The 22,875-nt window shown below is 30.1% G+C and carries 21 protein-coding genes; 2 read left to right on the top strand and 19 right to left on the bottom strand.

Annotation, left to right across the window (positions count from 1 at the left end):
* Positions 1-42 precede the first annotated feature (42 nt).
* On the bottom strand, positions 43-1,830 hold the full coding sequence (gene hflX, locus B3W71_RS05485; RefSeq protein WP_346887936.1) for a GTPase HflX: 1,788 nt from the start codon (positions 1,828-1,830) through the stop codon (positions 43-45).
* A 303-nt stretch (positions 1,831-2,133) separates the two neighbouring features.
* On the opposite strand from hflX, the gene hpt reads away from it, so the two are divergent.
* Positions 2,134-2,661 carry a hypoxanthine phosphoribosyltransferase gene (gene hpt / locus B3W71_RS05490; protein WP_346887937.1) on the top strand — a complete coding sequence of 176 codons (528 nt, stop codon included), beginning with the start codon at positions 2,134-2,136 and terminating at the stop codon, positions 2,659-2,661.
* Between the two features lie 140 nt (positions 2,662-2,801).
* On the opposite strand, the gene B3W71_RS05495 is transcribed toward hpt, so the two are convergent.
* Together B3W71_RS05495 and yunB are read right to left on the bottom strand one after the other, a co-directional pair.
* The gene (locus B3W71_RS05495) at positions 2,802-3,533 is read right to left on the bottom strand and encodes a class I SAM-dependent methyltransferase (protein ID WP_346887938.1); all 732 of its coding nucleotides are present in this window, start codon (positions 3,531-3,533) and stop codon (positions 2,802-2,804) included.
* A 116-nt stretch (positions 3,534-3,649) separates the two neighbouring features.
* Positions 3,650-4,282, bottom strand: coding sequence for a sporulation protein YunB (gene yunB / locus B3W71_RS05500; RefSeq protein WP_346887939.1), 633 nt, complete (start codon positions 4,280-4,282; stop codon positions 3,650-3,652).
* A 185-nt stretch (positions 4,283-4,467) separates the two neighbouring features.
* Here yunB and B3W71_RS05505 point away from each other — a divergent pair, with 185 nt between their 5' ends.
* On the top strand, positions 4,468-7,110 hold the full coding sequence (locus B3W71_RS05505; RefSeq protein WP_346887940.1) for a transglycosylase domain-containing protein: 2,643 nt from the start codon (positions 4,468-4,470) through the stop codon (positions 7,108-7,110).
* A 219-nt stretch (positions 7,111-7,329) separates the two neighbouring features.
* On the opposite strand, the gene spoVAE is transcribed toward B3W71_RS05505, so the two are convergent.
* The 16 genes from spoVAE to B3W71_RS05585 form a co-directional block, all read right to left on the bottom strand.
* Positions 7,330-7,683, bottom strand: coding sequence for a stage V sporulation protein AE (spoVAE, locus tag B3W71_RS05510; protein ID WP_346887966.1), 354 nt, complete (start codon positions 7,681-7,683; stop codon positions 7,330-7,332).
* A 9-nt stretch (positions 7,684-7,692) separates the two neighbouring features.
* Positions 7,693-8,712: a stage V sporulation protein AD gene (gene spoVAD, locus B3W71_RS05515; protein ID WP_346887941.1), complete on the bottom strand. Its 1,020-nt coding sequence runs from the start codon at positions 8,710-8,712 to the stop codon at positions 7,693-7,695.
* Between the two features lie 4 nt (positions 8,713-8,716).
* Entirely contained in the window at positions 8,717-9,169 is a 453-nt protein-coding gene (gene spoVAC, locus B3W71_RS05520) for a stage V sporulation protein AC (protein WP_346887942.1), read from the bottom strand.
* A gap of 273 nt (positions 9,170-9,442) precedes the next feature.
* Entirely contained in the window at positions 9,443-10,198 is a 756-nt protein-coding gene (gene sigF, locus B3W71_RS05525) for an RNA polymerase sporulation sigma factor SigF (RefSeq protein ID WP_346887943.1), read from the bottom strand.
* 9 nt (positions 10,199-10,207) lie between these two features.
* On the bottom strand, positions 10,208-10,639 hold the full coding sequence (gene spoIIAB / locus B3W71_RS05530) for an anti-sigma F factor (RefSeq protein WP_346887944.1): 432 nt from the start codon (positions 10,637-10,639) through the stop codon (positions 10,208-10,210).
* Positions 10,640-10,656: 17 nt separating this feature from the next.
* A complete protein-coding gene (spoIIAA, locus tag B3W71_RS05535; protein ID WP_346887945.1) occupies positions 10,657-10,992 on the bottom strand; it encodes an anti-sigma F factor antagonist in 336 nt (111 codons plus the stop codon).
* A gap of 414 nt (positions 10,993-11,406) precedes the next feature.
* Entirely contained in the window at positions 11,407-12,042 is a 636-nt protein-coding gene (locus tag B3W71_RS05540) for a cyclodeaminase/cyclohydrolase family protein (RefSeq protein ID WP_346887946.1), read from the bottom strand.
* Positions 12,043-12,060: 18 nt separating this feature from the next.
* Positions 12,061-13,317 carry an imidazolonepropionase gene (hutI, locus tag B3W71_RS05545; protein WP_346887947.1) on the bottom strand — a complete coding sequence of 419 codons (1,257 nt, stop codon included), beginning with the start codon at positions 13,315-13,317 and terminating at the stop codon, positions 12,061-12,063.
* A 23-nt stretch (positions 13,318-13,340) separates the two neighbouring features.
* Positions 13,341-14,237: a glutamate formimidoyltransferase gene (gene ftcD, locus B3W71_RS05550; RefSeq protein WP_346887948.1), complete on the bottom strand. Its 897-nt coding sequence runs from the start codon at positions 14,235-14,237 to the stop codon at positions 13,341-13,343.
* Positions 14,238-14,353: 116 nt separating this feature from the next.
* The gene (gene hutH / locus B3W71_RS05555) at positions 14,354-15,877 is read right to left on the bottom strand and encodes a histidine ammonia-lyase (protein ID WP_346887949.1); all 1,524 of its coding nucleotides are present in this window, start codon (positions 15,875-15,877) and stop codon (positions 14,354-14,356) included.
* A 289-nt stretch (positions 15,878-16,166) separates the two neighbouring features.
* Positions 16,167-17,051 (bottom strand): DMT family transporter, encoded by an 885-nt coding sequence (locus tag B3W71_RS05560; RefSeq protein ID WP_346887950.1) that lies wholly within the window; start codon positions 17,049-17,051, stop codon positions 16,167-16,169.
* Positions 17,052-17,261: 210 nt separating this feature from the next.
* Entirely contained in the window at positions 17,262-17,915 is a 654-nt protein-coding gene (locus tag B3W71_RS05565) for an exopolysaccharide biosynthesis polyprenyl glycosylphosphotransferase (RefSeq protein WP_346887967.1), read from the bottom strand.
* Positions 17,916-18,151: 236 nt separating this feature from the next.
* Positions 18,152-19,321: a DegT/DnrJ/EryC1/StrS aminotransferase family protein gene (locus B3W71_RS05570; protein WP_346887951.1), complete on the bottom strand. Its 1,170-nt coding sequence runs from the start codon at positions 19,319-19,321 to the stop codon at positions 18,152-18,154.
* A gap of 11 nt (positions 19,322-19,332) precedes the next feature.
* Positions 19,333-20,361, bottom strand: coding sequence for a glycosyltransferase family 2 protein (locus B3W71_RS05575; RefSeq protein WP_346887952.1), 1,029 nt, complete (start codon positions 20,359-20,361; stop codon positions 19,333-19,335).
* Positions 20,362-20,626: 265 nt separating this feature from the next.
* The gene (locus tag B3W71_RS05580; RefSeq protein ID WP_346887953.1) at positions 20,627-21,709 is read right to left on the bottom strand and encodes a glycosyltransferase; all 1,083 of its coding nucleotides are present in this window, start codon (positions 21,707-21,709) and stop codon (positions 20,627-20,629) included.
* 22 nt (positions 21,710-21,731) lie between these two features.
* A complete protein-coding gene (locus tag B3W71_RS05585) occupies positions 21,732-22,835 on the bottom strand; it encodes a glycosyltransferase family 1 protein (protein WP_346887954.1) in 1,104 nt (367 codons plus the stop codon).
* Between the last annotated feature and the right edge of the window lie 40 nt (positions 22,836-22,875).

Genomic DNA, 22,875 nt, shown 5'->3' on the forward strand with positions numbered 1-22,875 from the left:
ATTTTTTGAAGATGCCTTAACCTATTAATTATCCTTTAATAGCTATTCTATAATATATTTAGAACTTTTATTATAAACTTCGTCATCACCTTGGACTACAAGTATAGTACCTTCCTCACCATATTCTTCACTTTCTACCATTGCATTTCTATGTAAATATGCCACTGCTGAAGAATCACTATAAGGTATTAACACCTTGAAAGTTTTCAATTTATAAGGAAGCATTTCTGTGCATTTATTTAATAACTCTTCAAAGTTAATCTTTTCTCTAGCAGATACCTCTAAAATAGAATAATTATTAAAGCTTTCCTTTAAGGAACTTAAAAGTTCTTCATTAGACTTATCAATCTTGTTAAGTACTAATAGGGTTGGCTTATCTCCTGCCCCTAACTCCTTAAGCACTTCCTCTACCACAGTTATTTGCTTTTCTGCCGTATCATTAGATGCATCTACTATATGAAGTAATAAATCGGAATAAACTACTTCCTCTAAAGTTGATTTAAATGCTTCTACTAAATCATGAGGTAATTTTCTTATAAACCCTACAGTATCTGTTACTGTAGCAACTCTATTGTCTGGAAGAACCATAGCTCTTGTTGTTATATCTAAGGTTGCAAATAGCATATCTGCCTCAAAAACCTTTTCCTTTATTGTAGCTGACTTAACTGGTGAGTATTCACAAAGAGCATTTCTAAGGGTAGATTTTCCTGCATTTGTATATCCAACTAAAGATATCTTAGAAATATTATCTTTGCTTCTTCTTTCTCTTTGAGTTGCTCTTATACTTTTAATCTTTTCTAATTCTTTATTTAAATCATAGATAGTTTCTCTAATTTTTCTCTTATCTGTTTCTAGTTTCTTCTCCCCAGGTCCTTTTGTTCCTATACCTCCTCCAGTTCTTGAAAGCATAGTTCCTAGTCCACTAAGTCTACTTAATCTATATTTAAGTTGAGATAACTCTACTTGAATTTTAGATTCTTTACTTCTAGCCCTTCTTGCAAATATCTCTAGGATAAGAGTAGTTCTATCAATTACCTTTGTTCCTATAGCTTGTTCTAGATTCCTTACCTGTGAACCTGATAATTCCTCATCAAATATTACTACATTTGCTCTTAATGACTGCCTTAAATAGGCTATTTCTTCAACTTTACCACTACCTATAAAATAAGCTGAATCAATCTTATTACGTTTTTGAAGAATTTCATAAACTGGTTCTACATCACAAGCCTTAGTAAGTTCTTTTAACTCTGCTAAGCTTTCTTCATCTTCTATAGAAATTAAAATTGCTCTTTCTGAGTTATCCTCCATTATGTTATCTACTTTAAAGATATCTTCAATATACTTAACCTTATCTAAAAATTTATAATCTAAAGCTTTATTAATAGTTAAATTTTTGATTTCTTCTTCTATAAGGATATTATCCTTCACATCACAAAAACCTATATTATAAACCAAAGGTTTATCCTGTGATACTCCAATAGCAACTATACAATCTAGCTTTAATTTTAGTAAAGCTGATATATCTAGAGCTGATAATTTAGGATTTCCATTAGGATGGGTATGTATTACTCTCACTTGAGACAATCTACCTTCTCTAGTGTCAATAATAGGAACTTCTACTGTAGAGCTATCTCCTATAGCAACACTAACTACACTTCCCTTTCTATCTATAGCAACACTTATCTCTCTTTCTAATTCTAAAGTAACCTCTCTTAAAAGTTCAGCTAACTCTTCTGATAATATATCAGATTTATGAAATTTCATATCATAGATAGTTTCTAACTTTTTCAAGATGAAGTTTTTAACTCCATCAATATTTCCATTTACCATATACTCATCTCCAAACTTTATTTTCTCTTAATTAAATAATTTTTTATACTAATTTCTTTACATTAATTATTGTTCTATTATACATTTTATATCATAAATACTTAGACATGGAATAACTTCTGAAAAAATAAGAGCATTTATGCTCCTGACCAATTAAGCAATATTAAGATAACTTTTTAACGTTTAATAAACTTATTGTTTTTATGATTGATAAAACCTATTACCTATTTATACTATTGACATTTTCACCTTAATTTTATACTATGAAAACATTAATGTAAATATAAATTGAGGTGTGATTACATGGAAGATAAACAAAGAAATATTCTCTTTTCTAGAGAAGAAATCAATGAAGCTGTAGTTAAGATTGGCGCAAAAATTTCTAAGGACTATGAGGGAAAATCTGTTTATGTATTATCTCTACTTAGAGGAAGCTTTATATTTGCCGCTGACTTAGTTAGAGAAATTACTGTACCAACAACTATAGGTTTTATGACTACATCAAGCTATGGACATGGTGAAGAAACTAGCGGTACTTGTAAAATAGTTCAAGATGTACCTGACAGTATTGAAGGTATGGATGTACTAATAGTAGATGACATTGTAGATAGTGGTATTACTATGAACTTTGTAGTAGAACACGTTAAAAAATTAGGAGCTAAAAGCGTAAAATGTTGTACTCTTTTAGATAAGCCTGAAAGAAGAGCTGTAGAAATTTCTCCAGATTACTGCTGCTTTGAAATTCCTGATTTATTTGTAGTTGGCTATGGATTAAATTATGGCGACTTATATAGAAACATCCCTTACATATTTAACTGGGAATCTAAGTAATATTTTACAAGGTGTTTTAAGCCCTAATGTATAATAATTTAAAAATAAAATACACACTATAAACCAATATTAACATATTAGCTTATAGTGTGTATTTTATTTCATATATTAATAAACCTTTTTATATCACTTTAATTTTCTTATTTAATAGCCTCTACTATTAAAGGAAGTGCACTACCCGTATACTTACTTCTTTTAAAGTCATCGTATATTTCAACTTTTTCAAAACCTATTTCTCTTAGCATCTCAAATAGTTCTTCATTCTTCAGCATAAATAAATCTACTGTATTTTCTAAGATTTCACTATTTTCCTTATCAGTTATTCTACCTATAAATTTTACAAAATCACTTCCTGAAGTAATTTTATAAAATCTTTCAAATCTTACCTTAGGTCCATCAATAAGCGGAAGTTCCGTAATATTCTCTCTTTTTACTTTATCAAAATTTATGGTCTGAATACATAATGGAGAGTCTTTTTTTAATACACTATAACAACTTTTTAAAAACTCTCTTATTTGATTTTTACCTCCTAAATGAGGAAGTACATTTCCTATACACACGATACCATTAAACTCTTCTCCGAAGGTTTCAGATATAGTTTTCATATCCATAACCTGAAATTTTAAACTATAACTTTCCTTATACTTTTCCTTAGCTAATCTTATCATTTCTTCATCTAAATCTATACCTAGAGCTCTATATCCTTGTGAAGATGTATATTCAGTAGTTTCACCTGTACTACATCCAATATCTAAAATAAAACCTCCTTTATCTATGTTCTTTAAAGGAAATTTCTTTTTCCCTTCTGGTGCTGGAAAAATATCATCATAATATTTAGCTAAAGCATTATAAAATTTTACGCATTGATCCATTCTATTTCTCTCCTGTTCTTTAATTATTTATTTTATAAAGTTATCCTATTTTTATAGTTTCACTATGTAAATATTATAATATTTAATAAATCTTGTCTGTATTCTATATCACTCTTTTAGTTTCCATTAAGATCCATTTGTACCGCAGTGTTAGGTACCCTCCCAACTATTATAGTTTCTACTACGGGTATTTGATTAACTATTTCTAACTCATTAGATGATACTGCCATAATCATCTTTACTTTGGTTGTAGTTTCTATATAAATTTTATGCCTGGTTTGATTTATTCCTGCATCTTCAAATTCTGATATATATCTAGTAGTAATATGGCCTATTGGACGCATTCTTATTTTTACATCTGGCCCAAACCTAGCTAAAATATTATTTTTAGTTACATAACCCATGGGAACTTTTATATCAACTTGAGATTTAAGTTCTAATTCTTCTTGTGCCTTTAATACAGTTAATGTAGCAATTTCACTAAGTTTTAGTGTATCTGCTGTCATCATTATGATATTCCCATCGTTATCCTTATCAAATTTTATTATATCATTATAATTAAAGTTTTTAGAGTATTCTTTAAAAATCGTTTTATTTATTGTGCTTGTCACTTCTGCTCTCATCTGTGCATCAGCTACTAATTTAACTGTAGGCATTATAACTTTATCTAAGGTATATACAAAAGTTATCAAGGATGTCATAATTAAAAAAATTATTATGGTAAACTTTACCTTTTTTGATGATTTCATAGTATTACTCCTTTACAAATGTGATATAATGTTAATAAATTTATATATACTCGTATAAAAACCACTTATTCTTTAATCTATGTATATGTAAAAGAATTCCATCGAAGAATACTATGTTGTATTTATACTCGTGTATAAGTTATAATATATTATCGAAGGTATGTTCATCATAAAAGGAGGATAATATGGGAGAGAATAAAAAAAGAGAATCTAAGCAAAAAAAGCCCAAGAAAAAAAGTCGTAAAACCATGAAAATAATATATATAGTTTTATTACTTTTAATCATCTCTTGTGCTGCTGCTGGTTTTGGTATTATATCTGGTATGATTAAAACAGCTCCTAAGCTTGATCTTGATATATTTTTATCTAATGGAGAAACAACATTTCTATATGACAATAAAGGAGCAGAGATGGATGAGTATAAGGCTCCTGAAAAGAGAATATCTGTGGATATATCTACAGTACCTAAATATCTCCAGGATGCTTTTGTAAGTATTGAAGACCAAAGATTTTACGAACACAAAGGTGTTGATATTAGAAGACTTGGTGGAGCAGTAATCCAAGATGCTAAAATACTTCTTCATTTATCTAATGCTGAAATTCAAGGGGCATCAACTATTACTCAACAATTAGTTAAATACAAGTTTTTTCTTGAAGATTCTTTAAATAACAGAGCTAATGTAGAAAGAAAAATTCAAGAAATTTATTTAGCTCGTAAAGTAGAAAAACTTCTATCTAAGGAACAAATTCTTGACGAATACATGAATACCATATTTTTAGGTGGTAATGCCCATGGAATCGAAGCTGCTTCAATCATGTATTTCGGAAAATCTGTAAGCGAAGGTTTAACCCTTAAGCAGTGTGCATTTTTAGCAAGTGCTGCTCAAAATCCAACAGTATCTTATACAAACGCTTACGAAGCTTTTGAAAAGGGTGAGGCCTTTGATTCCCCAAGAACTAAGGTAGTTCTTAAGAAAATGCGAGAGCTTGGAAAGATAACTCAAGAAGAATATGATGCTGCTTTAGCAGAACCCCTTATGTTAAATTTCTCAACTTTAGAAAGTGACAAAATGGCTTATGAATGGTTTTCAAGACCTGTAATAAAACAGGTTGTAAAAGATTTAATGAAAACTTATGAATATACTGAAGCTGAAGCCTATGAAAAAATTGCTTATGGCGGTTTAAGAATATATACTACTATGGATAGAGAACTTCAAGATTCAGTACAAGAAATTATGAACAATTATCTTACAAATATTCAAGGTTCTAATACTGGAGGAGCTCAAGCTTCTGCTGTAATAACGGATTATCTTAACGGTGAAGTTAAAGTTATGATTGGTGGTGTTGGTGATCAACCAGCTATGTCTTATAATAGAGCTATTTCAGTTGGACAGGATGGTCAAACCTTCCTACGTTCACCAGGTTCTAGTATAAAACCACTTACTGTATATGCACCAGCTATTGAAGAAAAAGTTATAACTGCAGGTTCTGTATTTGTAGATGGTAATTTACCAACTTCTATAGGATCTAAATATCTAACTTCAGATGGTCCATATAATCCACAAAACTGGAATTATAAATTTGATGGATATATAACCGCTCGTGAAGCTCTTGGATTATCTAAAAATACTGTAGCTGTATCTATAGTTGATAAAATTGGTTTAGATACCTCTGCAGCCTATGGAGAAAAATTTGGTTTAAGCTTAACAGACAGAGATAAAACCAGTATTTCAGCTTTATCTCTAGGTGAATTAGATGGTACTACACCTTATGAAATGGCTCAAGCCTTTGGTGCCTTTGGAAATCAAGGAAATATAACTACTTCAAGAATATATACTAAAGTCACTGATAAAGATGGTAAAGTTCTACTTGAGCCAAAACTTGAATCTACTCAAGTAATTTCACCACAAACAGCCTACATTGTCTATGATATGCTTAAAGATTCTGTAAGCAATACAGGTTCCTATGCTAAATTTGGCAATATGGAAGTTAGAGGTAAGACTGGTACTTCTGAAGAGTATAGAAATCTTTACTTCAGTGGACTAACCCCTTACTATTCAGGAGCTGTATGGATGGGCTATGATGATAATAGCTCCCTACCTTTTATTAGTAGTAACATTCCAGCAGAACTTTGGGGTAAGATTATGGCAGCGGCTCATGAAGGTCTTGAATATAAATCTCTTGAAATGCCTAGTGGTATAACTAGTGCTTATATTTCTAAGGATTCTGGAACCCTTCCAACAGAGCTTACCAAAAGGGATCCAAGAGGAAACAGAACTTACTCTGAGATATTTATAAGTGGAACTGAACCAACAACTTTAGATAATGTCCACGTAGAACTCGAAGTTGTAAAGGGTGCCGACGGTAAATACTACCTACCTTCTGATAAAACTCCTAAGGATAAAATACAAAAAGTAGTATTTATAACTCGTGATTCAAGTATATATACTGGTGATATGGCAGATAATGCTTATCTTGCACCTATAGGGAAAGATCCTACTGATTATAAATATGAATCGAAGGATAAGGACAAAGATAAAGATAAAGATAAGGATAAGGATAAGGAGAAAGATAAGAATAAGGATAAAGATCCTACAAAACCTGATGATCCTACAAAACCTGATGATACTTCAAAACCTGGTGAGACTCCAAAACCTGGTGAGACTCCGAAACCTGATGAGACTCCAAAACCTGGTGAGACTCCAAAACCTGGTGATGAAGGTGACGGCTCTGGTACTGCTACAAATAAACCTCTATCTTTAAACAAGATGTTAAATATCTATTCTACGATTCCTAAAATCTTTAGTAGTAATAGTATTAAAGGGTAAATCATAAAATTAAAGTCTTATTAAGTTTTAGAATCTAAAATGTATCCTATAGAATAGATAATTAAAAAAGTCTATTCTATAGGATATTTTTATTTATAATATAATAAATAGATGAACCTTGTTTAATACAGAAATTATCCTTTAATTTCTTCTAGTTTTTTTAACTATCCTTGATATGATACATTTTATTTATATATTTGAGAAAATTTTTTTATTGTTTTATTTAGTTTTAGAATCGAATAGAACTGACATTAAATATCCAAATACTATAGCTGCAGCTATACCTGCAGAAGTAGCACTTACACCTCCTGTAATAATTCCTAATAACCCTATTTTATCTACTTCATCCATAACTCCTTTAGCTAAAGAATATCCAAAACCAGGAAGTGGAACTCTAGCTCCTGATAATCCGAATTCAGCTATCTTTTCATATATACCAAAGGCTTGAAGAACAACCCCTGCTACTACAAAAATTACTAATATTCTAGAGGGAGTTAATTTTGTAGTATCCATTAAAATTTGTCCTATTACACAAATAATTCCACCTACTAAAAAAACCTTTATAAAATCTATCCACATATTTTATTCACCCCCAAGCTCTAGGGCAATTGCATGAGCTATACCTGGTATAGTTTCACCTTGAAAGTTAGATATAGTACTTAGAAGCGCTCCTGTAGCAATTAGCAATACCTTTTTATATTTTTTCTGTATCATTCCCTTGTAAATCATACTACTCATTACCGTGGCACAGCACCCTGCTCCACTACCTCCACAGTTAGTTCCTTGACATTGGGAATCAAATATTTCATCACCACAATCAATATAATTTGGTGCTATATTATACCCATATTCTTTTAATAACTCTGTGGTTATTTGTTTACCTACAGAACCTAAATCTCCACTGACTATAATGTCATATTCACTAGGCTTTCTACCAGTATCCTTAAAATGTTGTTTTATAGTATCTACCGCTGCTGGCGCCATAGCTGCTCCCATTTCATTAGGATCTGTTATACCATAATCCTTTACCTTTCCAAATGTAACATGAGTTACATGAGGTACATTATTTCCCTTTTTAGCTAATACTACTGCTGCAGAACCTGTAACCGTCCATTGAGAAGCTAGTGATCTCTGACTTCCCATTTCTAGAGGTAATCTAAATTGGCGCTCTGATGATGAAAAATGTGATGAAGCTACTGCTAGCATATGATTTCCTAAATCCGCTTCTAAACATATTGAAGCTAAAGAAAGAGCTTCTATAAATGTGGAACATGCTCCATATAACCCTAAAAATGGAATATCCACTTCTCTTGCCATAAAACAAGATGGCATTAATTGATTTATTAAATCTCCAGCGAACATATAGGATATATCCTGCTGTTTAAGGTTTGCTTTTTTAAGTACTTCTTGAACTGCATGAAGCTGCATTTTGCTTTCGGCAGCTTCAAAGGTTTTACAACCACATAAATCATCCTCTAAAATTTCATCAAAATTATCATTTAATGGACCTTCTCCTTCTTTTGGTCCAACAATTGTATATGTGGCTATAAGCCTTGGTTTTGTCAATAATTCTACTGTTTGTAATCCTATTCTTCTTCCCATAACATTACCACCTAAAAATATAATATAATATTCCAAGTATAACAGAGGAGCTAATACTATAAACTAGCACAGGACCTGCTATAGTAAACATTTTTGATGCTACTCCAAATACATATCCTTCCCTTTTAAACTCTATAGCTGGTGATACAATAGAATTTGCAAATCCTGTTATTGGTACTACAGAGCCTGCTCCAGCATAGTCTCCAATCTTATCATATATACCTACCCCTGTTAATAGCGCTCCTAAAAATATCATAATAACTGTTTCCCACGCCATAGCTTGTAATTTATCTTGACCTAAATAAATCAATGTTTTAAATATGACTTCACCTATTACACATATCAATCCTCCAGTCCAAAAGGCTTTTAGACAGTTCTTAAATATATTTGGTTTAGGTTTTGAACTTTCATATGCTTTTTGAAATTTATCTTTTATTTTACTTTCTTTTACTTTCATCATTATCCTCCTAACATAAAAGTTGTAAAAGTATTAATGATATTATCTGCATTTTACTAAAATTTAAACAAAAAAAGATGCTTACGCATCTTTTTCAAATTTATAAGGCATCTGAAAATAAATAATAAGTCAAAGATGGGAAGTATATTTTGAGTTAGACAAGGAAACAGGTTCNNGATAGTAGCACTATCTAAGGGTTCTGTTAACGCAGTATAACTCAAAATAGACCAGCATTCTGACTTATTTATTTTTTGAAGATGCCTAAATTAAAAATTATCCTGATAGCCTATCTTTCATGATTTTTAAAACCTTTTTCTCAATCCTAGACACTTGTACTTGACTTATTCCCATCATCTTAGCTACTTGAATTTGAGTTTTATCTTTAAAATATCTAAGTATTATAATTTGTCTTGATTTAGCATCAAGTTTATTTAAGGCTTCTTTTAAAGCAAGTTTATCTATTACCTCATTATCCTCTTCATAATCCTCACTAAGCTTATCAATAAGCAGTACTGGCGCTCCATCATCTTGATGAATTGTATCATATAGATATTGCATACTACTAGCTGATTCTAGCGCAGTGATTATGTCTTCCTTATCTACCTTTGAGTATTCAGATAACTCTTCAATGGTAGGCTCCCTCCCTAAAGTTTTAGTCAATGCATCTTTGTCATAATGTAACTTTCTAGCTGTATTTTTAATACTCCTACTTACCTTTATTATTCCATCATCTCTTAAAAATCTTTTAATTTCTCCTATTATCATTGGAACGGCATATGTAGAAAATTTAACATTAAAATTCTCATCAAAGTTATTTATAGCCTTTACTAAACCTATACAACCTATTTGAAATATATCATCGTACTCATAGCCTCTATTTAAAAACTTTTTACTTATAGAAGAAACTAATGGTAAATTCATTTCAGTTAAATAGTCTAAAGCTGCATTATCTCCATTTTTAGCTCGCTTTATAAGTTCTTTATTATCGTCATAATTATAGTTATTATTTCTATGAATTTTCTCACTCATACTTTTCACCTATCTTACAGTGTTGAAAGCTTTTTTCATCGTTACAGTTGTTCCCTCACCTTTTACAGATTCTACTACTAGGCTATCCATAAAAGTTTCCATAACTGTGAAGCCCATTCCTGATCTTTCTAGGTCAGGTCTAGATGTATATAGTGGTTGCATTGCCATGTCTACATTATCTATTCCCGTACCATTATCTATTACTTTAACTGTAAGTTCATTCTCAATAATTGTGGCCTCTAATTTTACAAAATTACCTTCGCTTTCGTTACCATAACCATGAATAATTGCATTGGTAACCGCTTCTGATACTGCAGTTTTTATATCACTAAGCTCGTCTAATGTAGGATCTAACTGCACAGCAAAAGCCGCTATTACAACTCTTGCAAAGCTTTCATTTTTAGATAAACTACTAAATTCAACTTTGATTTTATTTTCCATATCATTAATTCCTCCCATTAAATGTTCCTTAGCGCTTCTTCAATATTGTCATACATTGAAATTATTTTGAACATACCTGAAAGTTCAAATATTCTCTTTACTGTAGGTGTAACATTGGTTAAGCACACCTTTCCCCCTCTTAAGGACAGCTTCTTATATCTTCCAATTACAGCTCCGATTCCTGAGCTATCCATAAAGTTCACTCCAGAAAAATTAAAGATTAAATTCTTATACCCATCTTTATCTAAAATATCATCAACTCTAGTTCTAACTTCCTCGGCACTATGATGATCAAGCTCTCCCTGAAGTGTAACTATAATATTATCATCTAAAGGTTCAAACCTAAGTAACATATACTTCCCTCCAACCTATATTATATTCATAAATTTTTACATTTAGAACATACACTAATTATACACTAAATTTATAAACTATTACAGTTTTTACCATAATTTCTTAAAGAAATTTAATACAAAAACATCAAATTATCTACAGAATTTTACGGCTAACTTCTTCATTATTTTACATTTAGTCATATTTCCAATATTTTCGCAAACCTTTGCTTTAAAAATTAATGATTTACTATAATATAGATTTTAATATTATTACTTCTTAGTATTATTATTTTTCATATATTGGGTAAGAACTTCATAATTAATAACTATATTTATAAACAATTCTACTTAGAAAAAGAGAATGTACCTCAATAGATATAATTATAATCCCTTGAGACATTCTCTTTATATAATGTGTATAATTATCTTAAGTTACATATGTTGGTTTACAATAGCTAATATCTCTTGTTGCTTTTTCATACCATCTTCACTTAATCTTTTTAATTCACTTCTAATTTCTTCTGTATAAGCTTCATCTTTTATAGAAGAAAGGTTTATTTTTACGTTTAAAATTGCACCTTCTATAGCGCTTTGAGCTAATAATGCTGCTACACCACCATCAGATATAGCATTCTTATTACCATATTTAACGGATACTAGAATTCCTTCATATATTTCATAAGCTCTTCTAGCTACTTTTAATGGTACTTGTGTTGCCGCCTTATAGCCTAATTGTATTTTACTGCTTCTTGCAGCTTTTTCTTCATCAGTATCTTTAGGCATCTTAAATGCAGCCATAAGATCATTAAAAGCTTCTGTATCTTCATTCATAAGATCTAGAAATTCATCCTTTTCTTTTCCTGATATTTCTAAATATTTATTTACTAATACCTTTTCTTCATCGTTTAATGCTTCATAAGCCTTTTTACCTACAGTTAGGTTAAAAACCATTGATGATAATGCACTAGCTAACGATGCACAAAGAGCTGCTACACTTCCACCACCTGGAGCTGGTGAATTTGAGCCTAGTTCTCCAATAAACTCTCTTACAGTTTTTGTATCTAACATAATATATTCCTCCTATACTTATTTATTTTTTTCTCTATCTACAACTATCTTACCATTTTTTATTACCTTGTCCACAGAATTTATTCCAAAATGGTAAACTAAATAATTTAAATTCTTACTATTAAATATAGCTATATCAGCCTTCTTACCCTTTTCTATAGAGCCTACAGATTTTTCTCTATTTATAGCACAAGCTGCATTTATAGTCATAGCATTGATTATCTCATTAGGAAGCATTCTCATACCAAAACAAGCAAATGTCATAACATTTTGCATAGATTCTGTAGGAGATGTTCCAGGATTACAATCTGTTGCAAGAGCCACTGCTACATTATTGTCTATCATATCTCTTGCTCTAGCAAATTTACCAAGCATTAAATAGAAAGCCGTGGATGGTAGTAATACTGCAACTACATCATTTTCACTTAAAGCTTTTATTCCTTCATCCGAAGCTGCTATTAGGTGTTCTGCAGAGATACACTTTAATTCTCCTGCTAATTCTGCACCCTTAACAGATTCAACTTCATCTCCGTGAAGTTTAAGCTTCATACCATATTTTCTACCACTTTCAAGAATTTTTCTACACTCTTCCGTAGTGAATACTCCTTCCTCACAAAAGCAATCTATAAATTCTGCTAGGTTTTCTTTTGCTATATCTGGTATCATCTCTTCTACTACAAGTTTTATAAAGCCTTCTCTATCCTTTTTATATTCCTTTGGTATAGCATGAGCTCCCATAAAAGTAGATACTACATCTATTGGGTGGGTTTCGTTTAGTTTTTTATTTACTTTTAATATTTTTTTCTCATTTTCTAGATCTAAACCATAGCCCGATTTGCTTTCTACAGTGGTTGTACCGTGGTTTAACATTATATTAAGTCTATTACTAGCTTCCTCAGCTAATTCATCTACAGATGCTTTTCTAGTATTTTCTACAGTACTTAATATACCTCCACCCATATTTAGAATTTCAATATATCCTACTCTATTTAATTTTAAAGGTAACTCATTTTCACGGCTTCCACTATAAACCAAATGAGTATGTGGATCTACAAGTCCTGGTGTAACTGTTTTACCTTTCCCGCTAATAACTATGGTATCTTCATTTATATAAGATTCATATTCATTGCCTTTTCCTACAACGGATATTATGTCATTCTCTATAAATATGAAACCATCTTCTATAATCTTAGCATCATTCATTTCTTTGCCTTTTTTTCTATGGCTACCTTCACAGGTAACTAGGCAATCAATATTCTTAATTAATATAGACATGTTGCTCAACTCCTAAGCTATTACTATTCGCTTATTCTTCTTTCTAGTATTTGATCCATAGAGAAATTTTCTATTTGTAGATAGTATTCAGCACTATTAACTAAAGCGGCCATTGGTACAAGCCCTATAACTTCACTTCCTATTACTGGTACTCCATAACGTTTAGCTTCCATTTTAACCATTTCGAAAGCTCTATAAACTGCTGTTTTTTCATAGTTTACTAGATTCATTGATACTTGTGCTATGTTTCTATCTTCAAGCATTACTCCCATAGCTTTTGCAAATCTTAGGCCACCACCTAAATGTCTAACTGTCTTAGCAATAGTGTCTGCTATCTGTAAATTGTCTGTACCAAGATTTACATTGAAGGCTACTAATGGTTGTCTAGCTCCAACTGCAACACATCCACCTTTAATATTAACTTCTTTTGGACCATAATCTGGAGCCCATTTATCTTCTTTTATCTTTTCAAAGAAACCTTCATATTGGCCTTTTCTAACAGTTGCTAGATTTTCTCTATGCGGAGCTGTAGCTGCTTTTTCATATAAATATACTGGTATATTAAATCTTTCTGCAATTACCTTACCAACTCTATTAGCTATTTCTACGCACTCTTCCATAGTAACTCCATCAATAGGTACAAATGGAACTACATCTAGAGCCCCCATTCTTGGATGTCCACCTGTATGAGTACTCATATCTATATTTTCATAAACTTTTTCTGCCATATTTATTATAGCTTTTTCTAGAGCTTCTGGTTCTCCAACTACAGTAACAACAGATCTATTATGATCAGCATCACTAGAATAATCTAGTAATTTTACTCCATCTACTCCTCTAAATACATTTACTATAGCCTCAATTTTTTCTTTGTCCTTGCCTTCGCTAAAATTAGGTATACATTCAACTATCCTTGCCATAATTAATTCCTCCTATTTATTTATAGTTGATACCAATATTTTTAGATATAAATATTGGTATCAAAGTTTACTTTAATTATATTAATTTAAATTCATATAAAATCATTAATGTTACATTAATAATTAACCTTAACTACTTCTTCAACTTTATTAGCTAGTTTTCCACTATGAAGAAGCTCAGTAACCTTATCTATCTCTTTGTACATAACTACATCATTTTCTATAAAGTCAACTACATCTCTAACTGCCTCATAAGCAACTTTAGTGCCTTTTCCTAATGTATATTCTTCTCTAAAATCAATAGCTTGGCATGCCGCTAAAACTTCAGTAGCTACTACTCTCTCTGCATTTCTTATGATATCTCTCGCCTTTCTAGCTGCTATTGTTCCCATACTAACATGATCTTCTTGATTAGCAGAAGATGGGATTGAATCAACACTAGCAGGATGAGCAAGAACTTTATTTTCAGAAACTAAAGCTGCTGCTGCATACTGAGTTATCATAAATCCTGAATTTAAACCACCATGTTTAACAAGGAAAGCTGGAAGATCATTTAATTGATAATTAATTAATCTTTCAAGTCTTCTTTCAGATACATTGGCAATCTCACTCATAGCTATACCTAAGAAATCAAATGTTAGTGCCATAGGTTGTCCATGGAAATTTCCACCTGAAATAACATCTCCCTCTTCTGTTACTATTGGATTATCAGTTACTGAATTTATCTCTATTTCTACTTTATGTTTTACATAGTTTAATGCATCCTTAGAAGCTCCATGAATTTGAGGTATACATCTTAAGGTATAAGCATCTTGCACTCTAATTTCTCCTTGATATGTAACAAGAGAGCTTCCATCTACTAAAGCTAATATATTCTTAGCTGTCTCTATTTGACCTTCATGAGGACGTATGTTATGAGTTCTTAAATCAAAGGCATCTGTAATTCCCCTTAATGCCTCTACTGTTAATGCGGAAGCTATGTCACCACTCTTAACTAAGTTTATTCCGTCCCATAAAGCTAAAACTCCAATGGCAGTCATAACTTGAGTACCATTAATTAATGCTAACCCTTCCTTAGCTATTAATTGAACTACTTCTATTCCAGCTTCATTCATAGCTTCTCTACCGCTTATTATTTTTCCCTTATACTCCGCTTCTCCTTCTCCTATCATTGGTAATACCATATGAGATAGAGGCGCTAAATCGCCAGATGCTCCCAAAGAACCCTTTTCTGGTATTATTGGATGAACTCCTTTGTTTAACATAGCTACTAAAGTTTGTATGGTAGATAATCTTATTCCTGAATATCCCTTAGATAAAGCATTAGCTCTAAGTAAGATTATCGCTCTTACTATATCTGTGTCAAGACTATCACCAAAACCACAAGCATGAGATATAATTAAATTTCTTTGAAGAGTTTTACAATCCTCTCCGGATATAGATACATCAGAGAACTTTCCAAAGCCTGTAGTTATTCCATAAACTACTCTATCCTCCTCTACAATTTTATCTACAATTCCTCTTGATTTTTCAACTCTTTTTATGGCTTCTTCACTAATCTCTACCTGAAAATTATTTCTAGCTACATTTACTATATCTTCAATTCTTAGGTCATTGCCATTAATTATTACTTTATTCATTAATATTCCCCCTTACAATATACTTTCCCTATATAAATACTATTCTTTATAAAATCAAAATAACCTTTTAATTACTTCATCAGAATATTATGAATATTTTTAATGTAGTATCATTTTAACTTGTTAAAGAGTTTATATATTAATTAAAAGCAATTAAAACTAAATGCTTCTTTTAATAAATACCTACAGCTTGTAAATATCTTTCTTATATTTCATATTTATATCAACTATTCTGATAATAAAAAATACTGTATAAGAATGATTTTAAAATCATTTTATACAGTAACTCTTAATTTTTTACAGTATCCTTAGCTAATTCAATCATAGTCAGAATAATAATAGCACTCCCTACAGCTATCTTAATAGACATAGATTCACCTAACACAATTACACCTAAAATTAAAGATACTATAGGCTCTAAAGCACCAAAAATAGCTGCATTTGTCGGTCCTATAAGCTTTACACCCTTTAGAAATGCCATCAATGCGACAACAGTGGATATAAATGCAATCAATAGTATGGATATGATTCCATAAAAATTGATTGGACTATCAAAACTATTAGTTATAACACCTATAGTACTTCCAACTACTGCTGAAATTATAGATATGTAAAATGTTATAACATAACTATTTATATTTTTGATTTTTTCACTAGAAGCCCCAATCACATATATTGCATAGCATAGAGCAGATAGCAATACCAACACTACACCTATCTTGTTGATATTTCCCACCTTAACATCTAACATTATAAATACACCTATAGTAGTTATGATTAAATATAAAAACTTCTTAAATCTAAACTTTTCTTTATATACTATTATAGATAAAATCATAACCATTAAAGGATATGTATGCAGTATCATCCCTGCTATACCTACATCTATATAATTATAGGCTATAAATAAGAGTATAGATGTCATTGAGTATCCTACTCCCCCTAAAAATAATATAAGCTTTATTTGCTCTTTATTTAATTTAAGTGAAAGTTTCTTGCTTTTTATATAGAAAAAGAGTATTATTGATGCAAAAGTAAATCTTAGTGCCAAAGTACTTATTGCATTTGCTCCACCCTTATAGGCTAATTTAGCTAATATTGGCATTATTCCAAAGGCTATAGATGCTATAGCAATATAAAAAATTCCTTTTATTTTCTCACTATTCTTGTCCATAATTTTCCCCTCCCCACTAACTCATAGTATATATTAAAATTTTAATATACTATGAAAGGAATATAAAAAATTAATTCTATATTTGCTCATAGCTACTACTATTTATAGCTGTGTTCGCGCTATTATTATTTATAACTACATATCTCTTATCTATAACATCGTAGCCTTTTAAATACCTGTGTTCTACTTAATAATATTTTCTATTCTCACTTAAAAAGCGCCTTCTCTTTTAAACACTTTAAAAGCAGTAGTAAATAGTATTTTAATATCATACCATATAGAAAAGTTGCTTATATAAGTTAAATCATAATAAATAGTTTTTCCTAATTCTATTTCCCCTCTTCCGCTAACTTGCGCAAGTCCTGTTATTCCAGGTAATACTAATAATCTTTGATAATAATTTTCTGGATAATACTTTACAACATCAGGTATTTCAGGTCTAGGTCCAACTAAGCTCATATTTCCAAATAAAACATTAAATAATTGTGGTATTTCATCAAGGCTTGAGTTTCTTAAAAAACTACCTACCTTTGTGATTCTGTTATCACTCTTACTTTGAAATACAAAGTTATCCATATTTGTTGGGTCTAATTGTAATTCTCTTTTACTTTCAGCTGATACTACCATAGTTCTAAATTTATATATAGTAAAATTTTTTCTATCTTTTCCTACTCTAACTTGTTTAAATAATATTGGTCCTTTGCTATCTAATTTTATTGCTATAGCAATAATTAAATATATAGGAAGCAAAATTACTATTCCTATAAGTGATAATATAATATCAAAAATTCTTTTTACAAAAAACTGAAATTTCTTTTTTTCGATTTTTTCCTTTACATCTATTATTATATTATTCTCCAAAATAATTCCTCCTTGTACGAACACAAACCTATTATATCATTTATTTGACAAAAAAAATATTTTTTAATTATTATGAATTTATTAACTTATACTTATATTATGTGAATATATAATATGTATTATAGATATTACATCTCAGATTTCATACAATTCTAATTATTTTTTATTATTCTATTAAAATTAAAAATTAAAGGACTTAATTCTACTTAAAAGAACTAAGTCCTTCAACTTAAATATACTTATTTATGATTTTCATTTATGATATCTGTAACTGCATTAATTACATCTTGAACATCTTCATCAGTCATCTTTGGATATAATGGTAATGAAACTATAGTATCAAAGTAACTTTCAGCTACTGGGAGGTCACCTTCTTTATATCCATAAGTTTCTCTATAATAGCTCATTAAATGTACAGGTATAAAGTGGACACTAGTACCTATATTAGCTTCTGCCATAAGTTCTATAAATCTATCTCTATCAATTGTAAGCTTATCTAACTCTAATCTTGTTACATAAAGATGCCATGAATGAGTAGTATAATCAGCTTCTGGTGGAAGTTTAATTCCATCTAGCTTAGAAAATGCCTCTTCATATTTCTTTACAATTTCTTTTCTTCTATCTTGCATAAAATCTAACTTATTCATTTGTGTTTTAGCAAGAGCTGCTTGAATATCAAACATATTATACTTATGACCTGGGTATTCTATATCGTATCTCCAAGCTCCACCTTTTCCGTATCTGTTCCATGCAGCTTTGCTCATACCATGAGTTGACATAACTCTTGCTTTTTCAGCTATATCTTCTCTATTAGTTGTAAGCATTCCGCCTTCACCTGTACATATATTCTTAGTTGCATAGAAACTAAAGGATGCACAATCACCTTTTTTTCCTATTAAGTCACCTTTATAGTAAGTATCAATTGCATGGGCTGCATCTTCAGATACAAAAAGATTATACTTCTCTGCTATAGCTCTAATTTTATCCATATCACAAGCATGGCCTGTATAATGTACTGGAACTATAGCCTTAGTTCTATCTGTTATTTTTTCTTCTATTTTATTTGCATCTATACAAAATGTATTTGGATCTACATCTACAAATATAGGCGTTGCACCTACATGAATTATAGTGTTAGCTGTAGCTGCAAAGGTAATCGGAGTTGTTATAACCTCATCTCCTGGTTTAACTCCACCAGCGATTAAAGCAATATGTAATGCAGCCGTAGCCGAATTCATCGCAATAGCATATTTAGCACCTGTATATTCTGCAAATCTCTTCTCAAATTCAATAGTCCTAGGCCCTTTAGCTACCCATCCTGATTTTAATGTTTCCACAACTTCATTTATGTCATCATCCTCAATTAGTGGTACTGAATAAGGTAAAAAAGTTTCTCTGTTTCTATACATATAAATTCTCCTTATCTTGACATTTCTGTGTTTTTATTCATTTTCCTATTTGACTTAAATAAATAAAAATGTATCAGTCCTTCTAGAAATCCAATTCCATAACTAATATGTAATATAGGAAATATTATGGGTGTATATTTGAACAATTTTCTTTTTTGTTTTGTAAGCTTAAATGATTCAAATAAATCACTTATTATGTATATTCCTAATACACTCATCCATATATAAAATATTGGCTTAAATAATATACTTAATATAATTCCTAAAACATTTCCTAATACAAACATCATAGGAATTAAATGTCTTATCGATGCAGTTTTACCATGTTTCTGCATAACTCTGACTTTCCAAAATCCATATTGATAGTATTGTTTCCATAATTTTTTTAATGAACCTCTGCTATAGTAAACTGATTTAATACTGGGTGATAATAATATTTTATATCCGTTTTTTATCACTCTAAAATTCAATTCATCATCTTGGTTTCTAACTAATTCATCATCGAAATATCCTACTTCATTCAAAACTTCCTTCCTGTAACCTCCAAAAGCTACAGTATCAACAAATACTTCATGTTGGGCATATCTAAAAAGTGCATTTCCAACTCCAAAAGGCGAACTCATTGCAAGCGATATTGCTTGCCCAATTTCATTCTCACTTATTGTTTCTATTGGACCACCTACACAACCTATTTCCATATCTTTATACAACAACTTTACATTATTCTCTATAAATTTTTCATCAGCATAAGCATGAGATCCAAAAATTATTATTATATTAGAATTACTGTATTCTATCCCACAATTCATGCCTTTAGGTGCCGTCAATTCTTTATTATCTATCAATTTTACATTTTCATAATTACTTTCATACTTTTTTATTATTTCTCTACTTCCATCTATAGACATGCCATCACAAATCAAAACTTCATATAAATTCTTTGGATAAGTTTGATTTAAAAATGAATCAATACACTTTCCAATATACTTTTTTTCATTTCTACAGGGTATTACTACTGAAACTGTTTTAGTAAATTCCATACTTTCACGTCCTAAATAATAAATTTATTATATAATTTTCCTTCCCCCTATCTGTAGATTTAGTAGTGTATCATTTCAGTTTTATTTATAACTATACAAAATGTATTTAGATCTACACCTACAAATACAGGGGTTGTAGCTACATGAATTAAAATATTATCTGTAGCTAATAAGTCGAAAAAGTTTCTCTTTCTCTAAACATAATAATACCTTCTTTAATGTATTACTATGATAATCTATCTTTCAACTAAAATATTTTTATATACTATCTAAGTTCTAAAGCTCTAGTATATATATTATTTACATTATTAAAGTTATCTACTACATTATAATTTTCAATAACAAATTTCCTTCCATACTCTCCCATTGTTCTTCTTAATTCTTTATCTATTATTAATTTTTCAATAGCATTTTTTAATTGACTCACATTTTTTGTTTCAACAACTATACTACTATTGTTAGGACTCGTAGCTTCTGGCAACCCTCCCGTATTAGTTACTATAGTAGGCGTACCACAAGCTTGAGCTTCTACTGCTGAAACTCCAAAACTCTCAAATAGAGAAGGTATTACTGCAATATCAAATTTATTAAAACTTTCTACGACTTTTTTTTGATCAATATATCCTAAAAATTTTACTCTATCTTCTATAAGCAATTCTTTACACAGCTTTTTTAAATTTTCTTCTAAAGGCCCTCTTCCAGCCAAATGAAGTTCTATATTATTGTATTTATTACATAATCCACCAAAAGCTCTGATTAAATACTCTATCCCATATTTAGTATCAAAAGTTTTTATTGCACCTATTATAACTTTTTCTTTCTCCTTGTATCTACTATCAAATGGTTTAAATACATTAATATCAACTCCAAAGGGAGTAATTTGTATATCTTTATATGTATACTTTTTAGTCTCCTCTGCCATAGCCTTACTAGTAGATAAAATGAAATCTGCCCTTGATAAATTTCTCTCTAAGAACTTTTGACATATTATATTTTTATTGGGAAACTCATAAACATCACTTCCCCATACCGATATAATATAAGGGTGAAATCCAGTTAACCCTCCAAGAAAACCATAACTAGTAGCATAATGAGCATGTAGAATATCTGGTTTAATTTTTCCCACTAACTTTCTAACTTTAGCAATAAATTTAAAATACTCAACTTTATATAGTATACTTTCTTTTCCTACTTTTTCTGAGTCAACATTAAAGCTATGAACTGTTACTCCAGGTATATCTCCATCATTCAAAGATATTACATGAATGTCATATCCTAAGCTTTTAAAAAAAGAACACCATTTCTTAGTATGTACACTATTTGCATCAGATAAATAACAAATTCTCATATTTACTCCTTCTATCTTAAGTCTACTTTTGGTATAAACTGTTGATAACTGTGCTTGCTCTTGCTTTCCATGTATTTTTATTGTAAGCAACCTCTAAATTTCTTAACTTATCATTATACTCTATAATATAATTTTTTTCTATATAACTTAATATACTTTTTATACTTTCAAAATTATAATCAGTAGTGTATCCTATTCCATTATTAATTATAAACTTTCCACAAGCAGTATTATTAATACCTAATATAGGCTTTCTATAAGATATATATGAAAATAATTTCATTGGCATTGCAAACTCCCAATATGCCGTGGGCTCTATAACCAAAGAAAAAATATCAGCATTTAATGCTTCCTTATCAAGTTCATTTCCACTTTTATGAATTACACGTATTCTGTCATTTAAATAATGTTGATAATAATCTTTATTTGCTTCCCAATCATCAGGTCTACAACATATATCTAATTCAAATTTTTCATTTTCATAGATAGCTTTAACTATCATCTCTATGTTATATAATTCTTTGCTCAATCCACCTACATATAATAATCGTATAGTTGAATCTTGTTTTAGATTTCCATTATATAATAATTTATGTTCACATCCTGAAGGCAATGGTAATACAGGTTTGTTTAAATTTAAAGGAATATATTTTTCCATTTCTTCGGATGGCAAATATAACACATCAATTATATTTCTATATTGAATTAAATCATAATAGTAAAATGTATATGCAACCATTTTCTTTATAAATGAAACGCTCTTTTTATATTGGTCAAATCTCCAATGTATATCTCTATAGAATACTCCTATTTTTATATTTCGCTTCTTGCAAAATTTAAGAAATCCGAAATCTAAAAAAGGATATACAGGTAAATGATGTGATTCTGTAAGTAAAGTAGGTTCTGTAGAACTTTCCATATAAACAAAATCATATCTTTCACCATTTTTTATTTCTCTCTTTATTTTATTTATTATATCTTTTCTTTCTTTACCATTTCCTTCTATAACGGATACTTCATAGCCAGCATCTTCAAACCCTTTAATTATATTAACTGGTCTTATATTAGATGCACTTGGATGATCCCTATTAATTTTGAATGGATAGTATATTATACATTTATTCATATATAAATCCTGCTTTCCAAATATATCATAAATTTTCTTT

Origin of the sequence: Clostridium sp. UBA1056 (genome assembly GCA_002316385.1) — a bacterium.
Taxonomy (GTDB): Bacteria; Bacillota; Clostridia; order Clostridiales; family Clostridiaceae; genus Clostridium_J.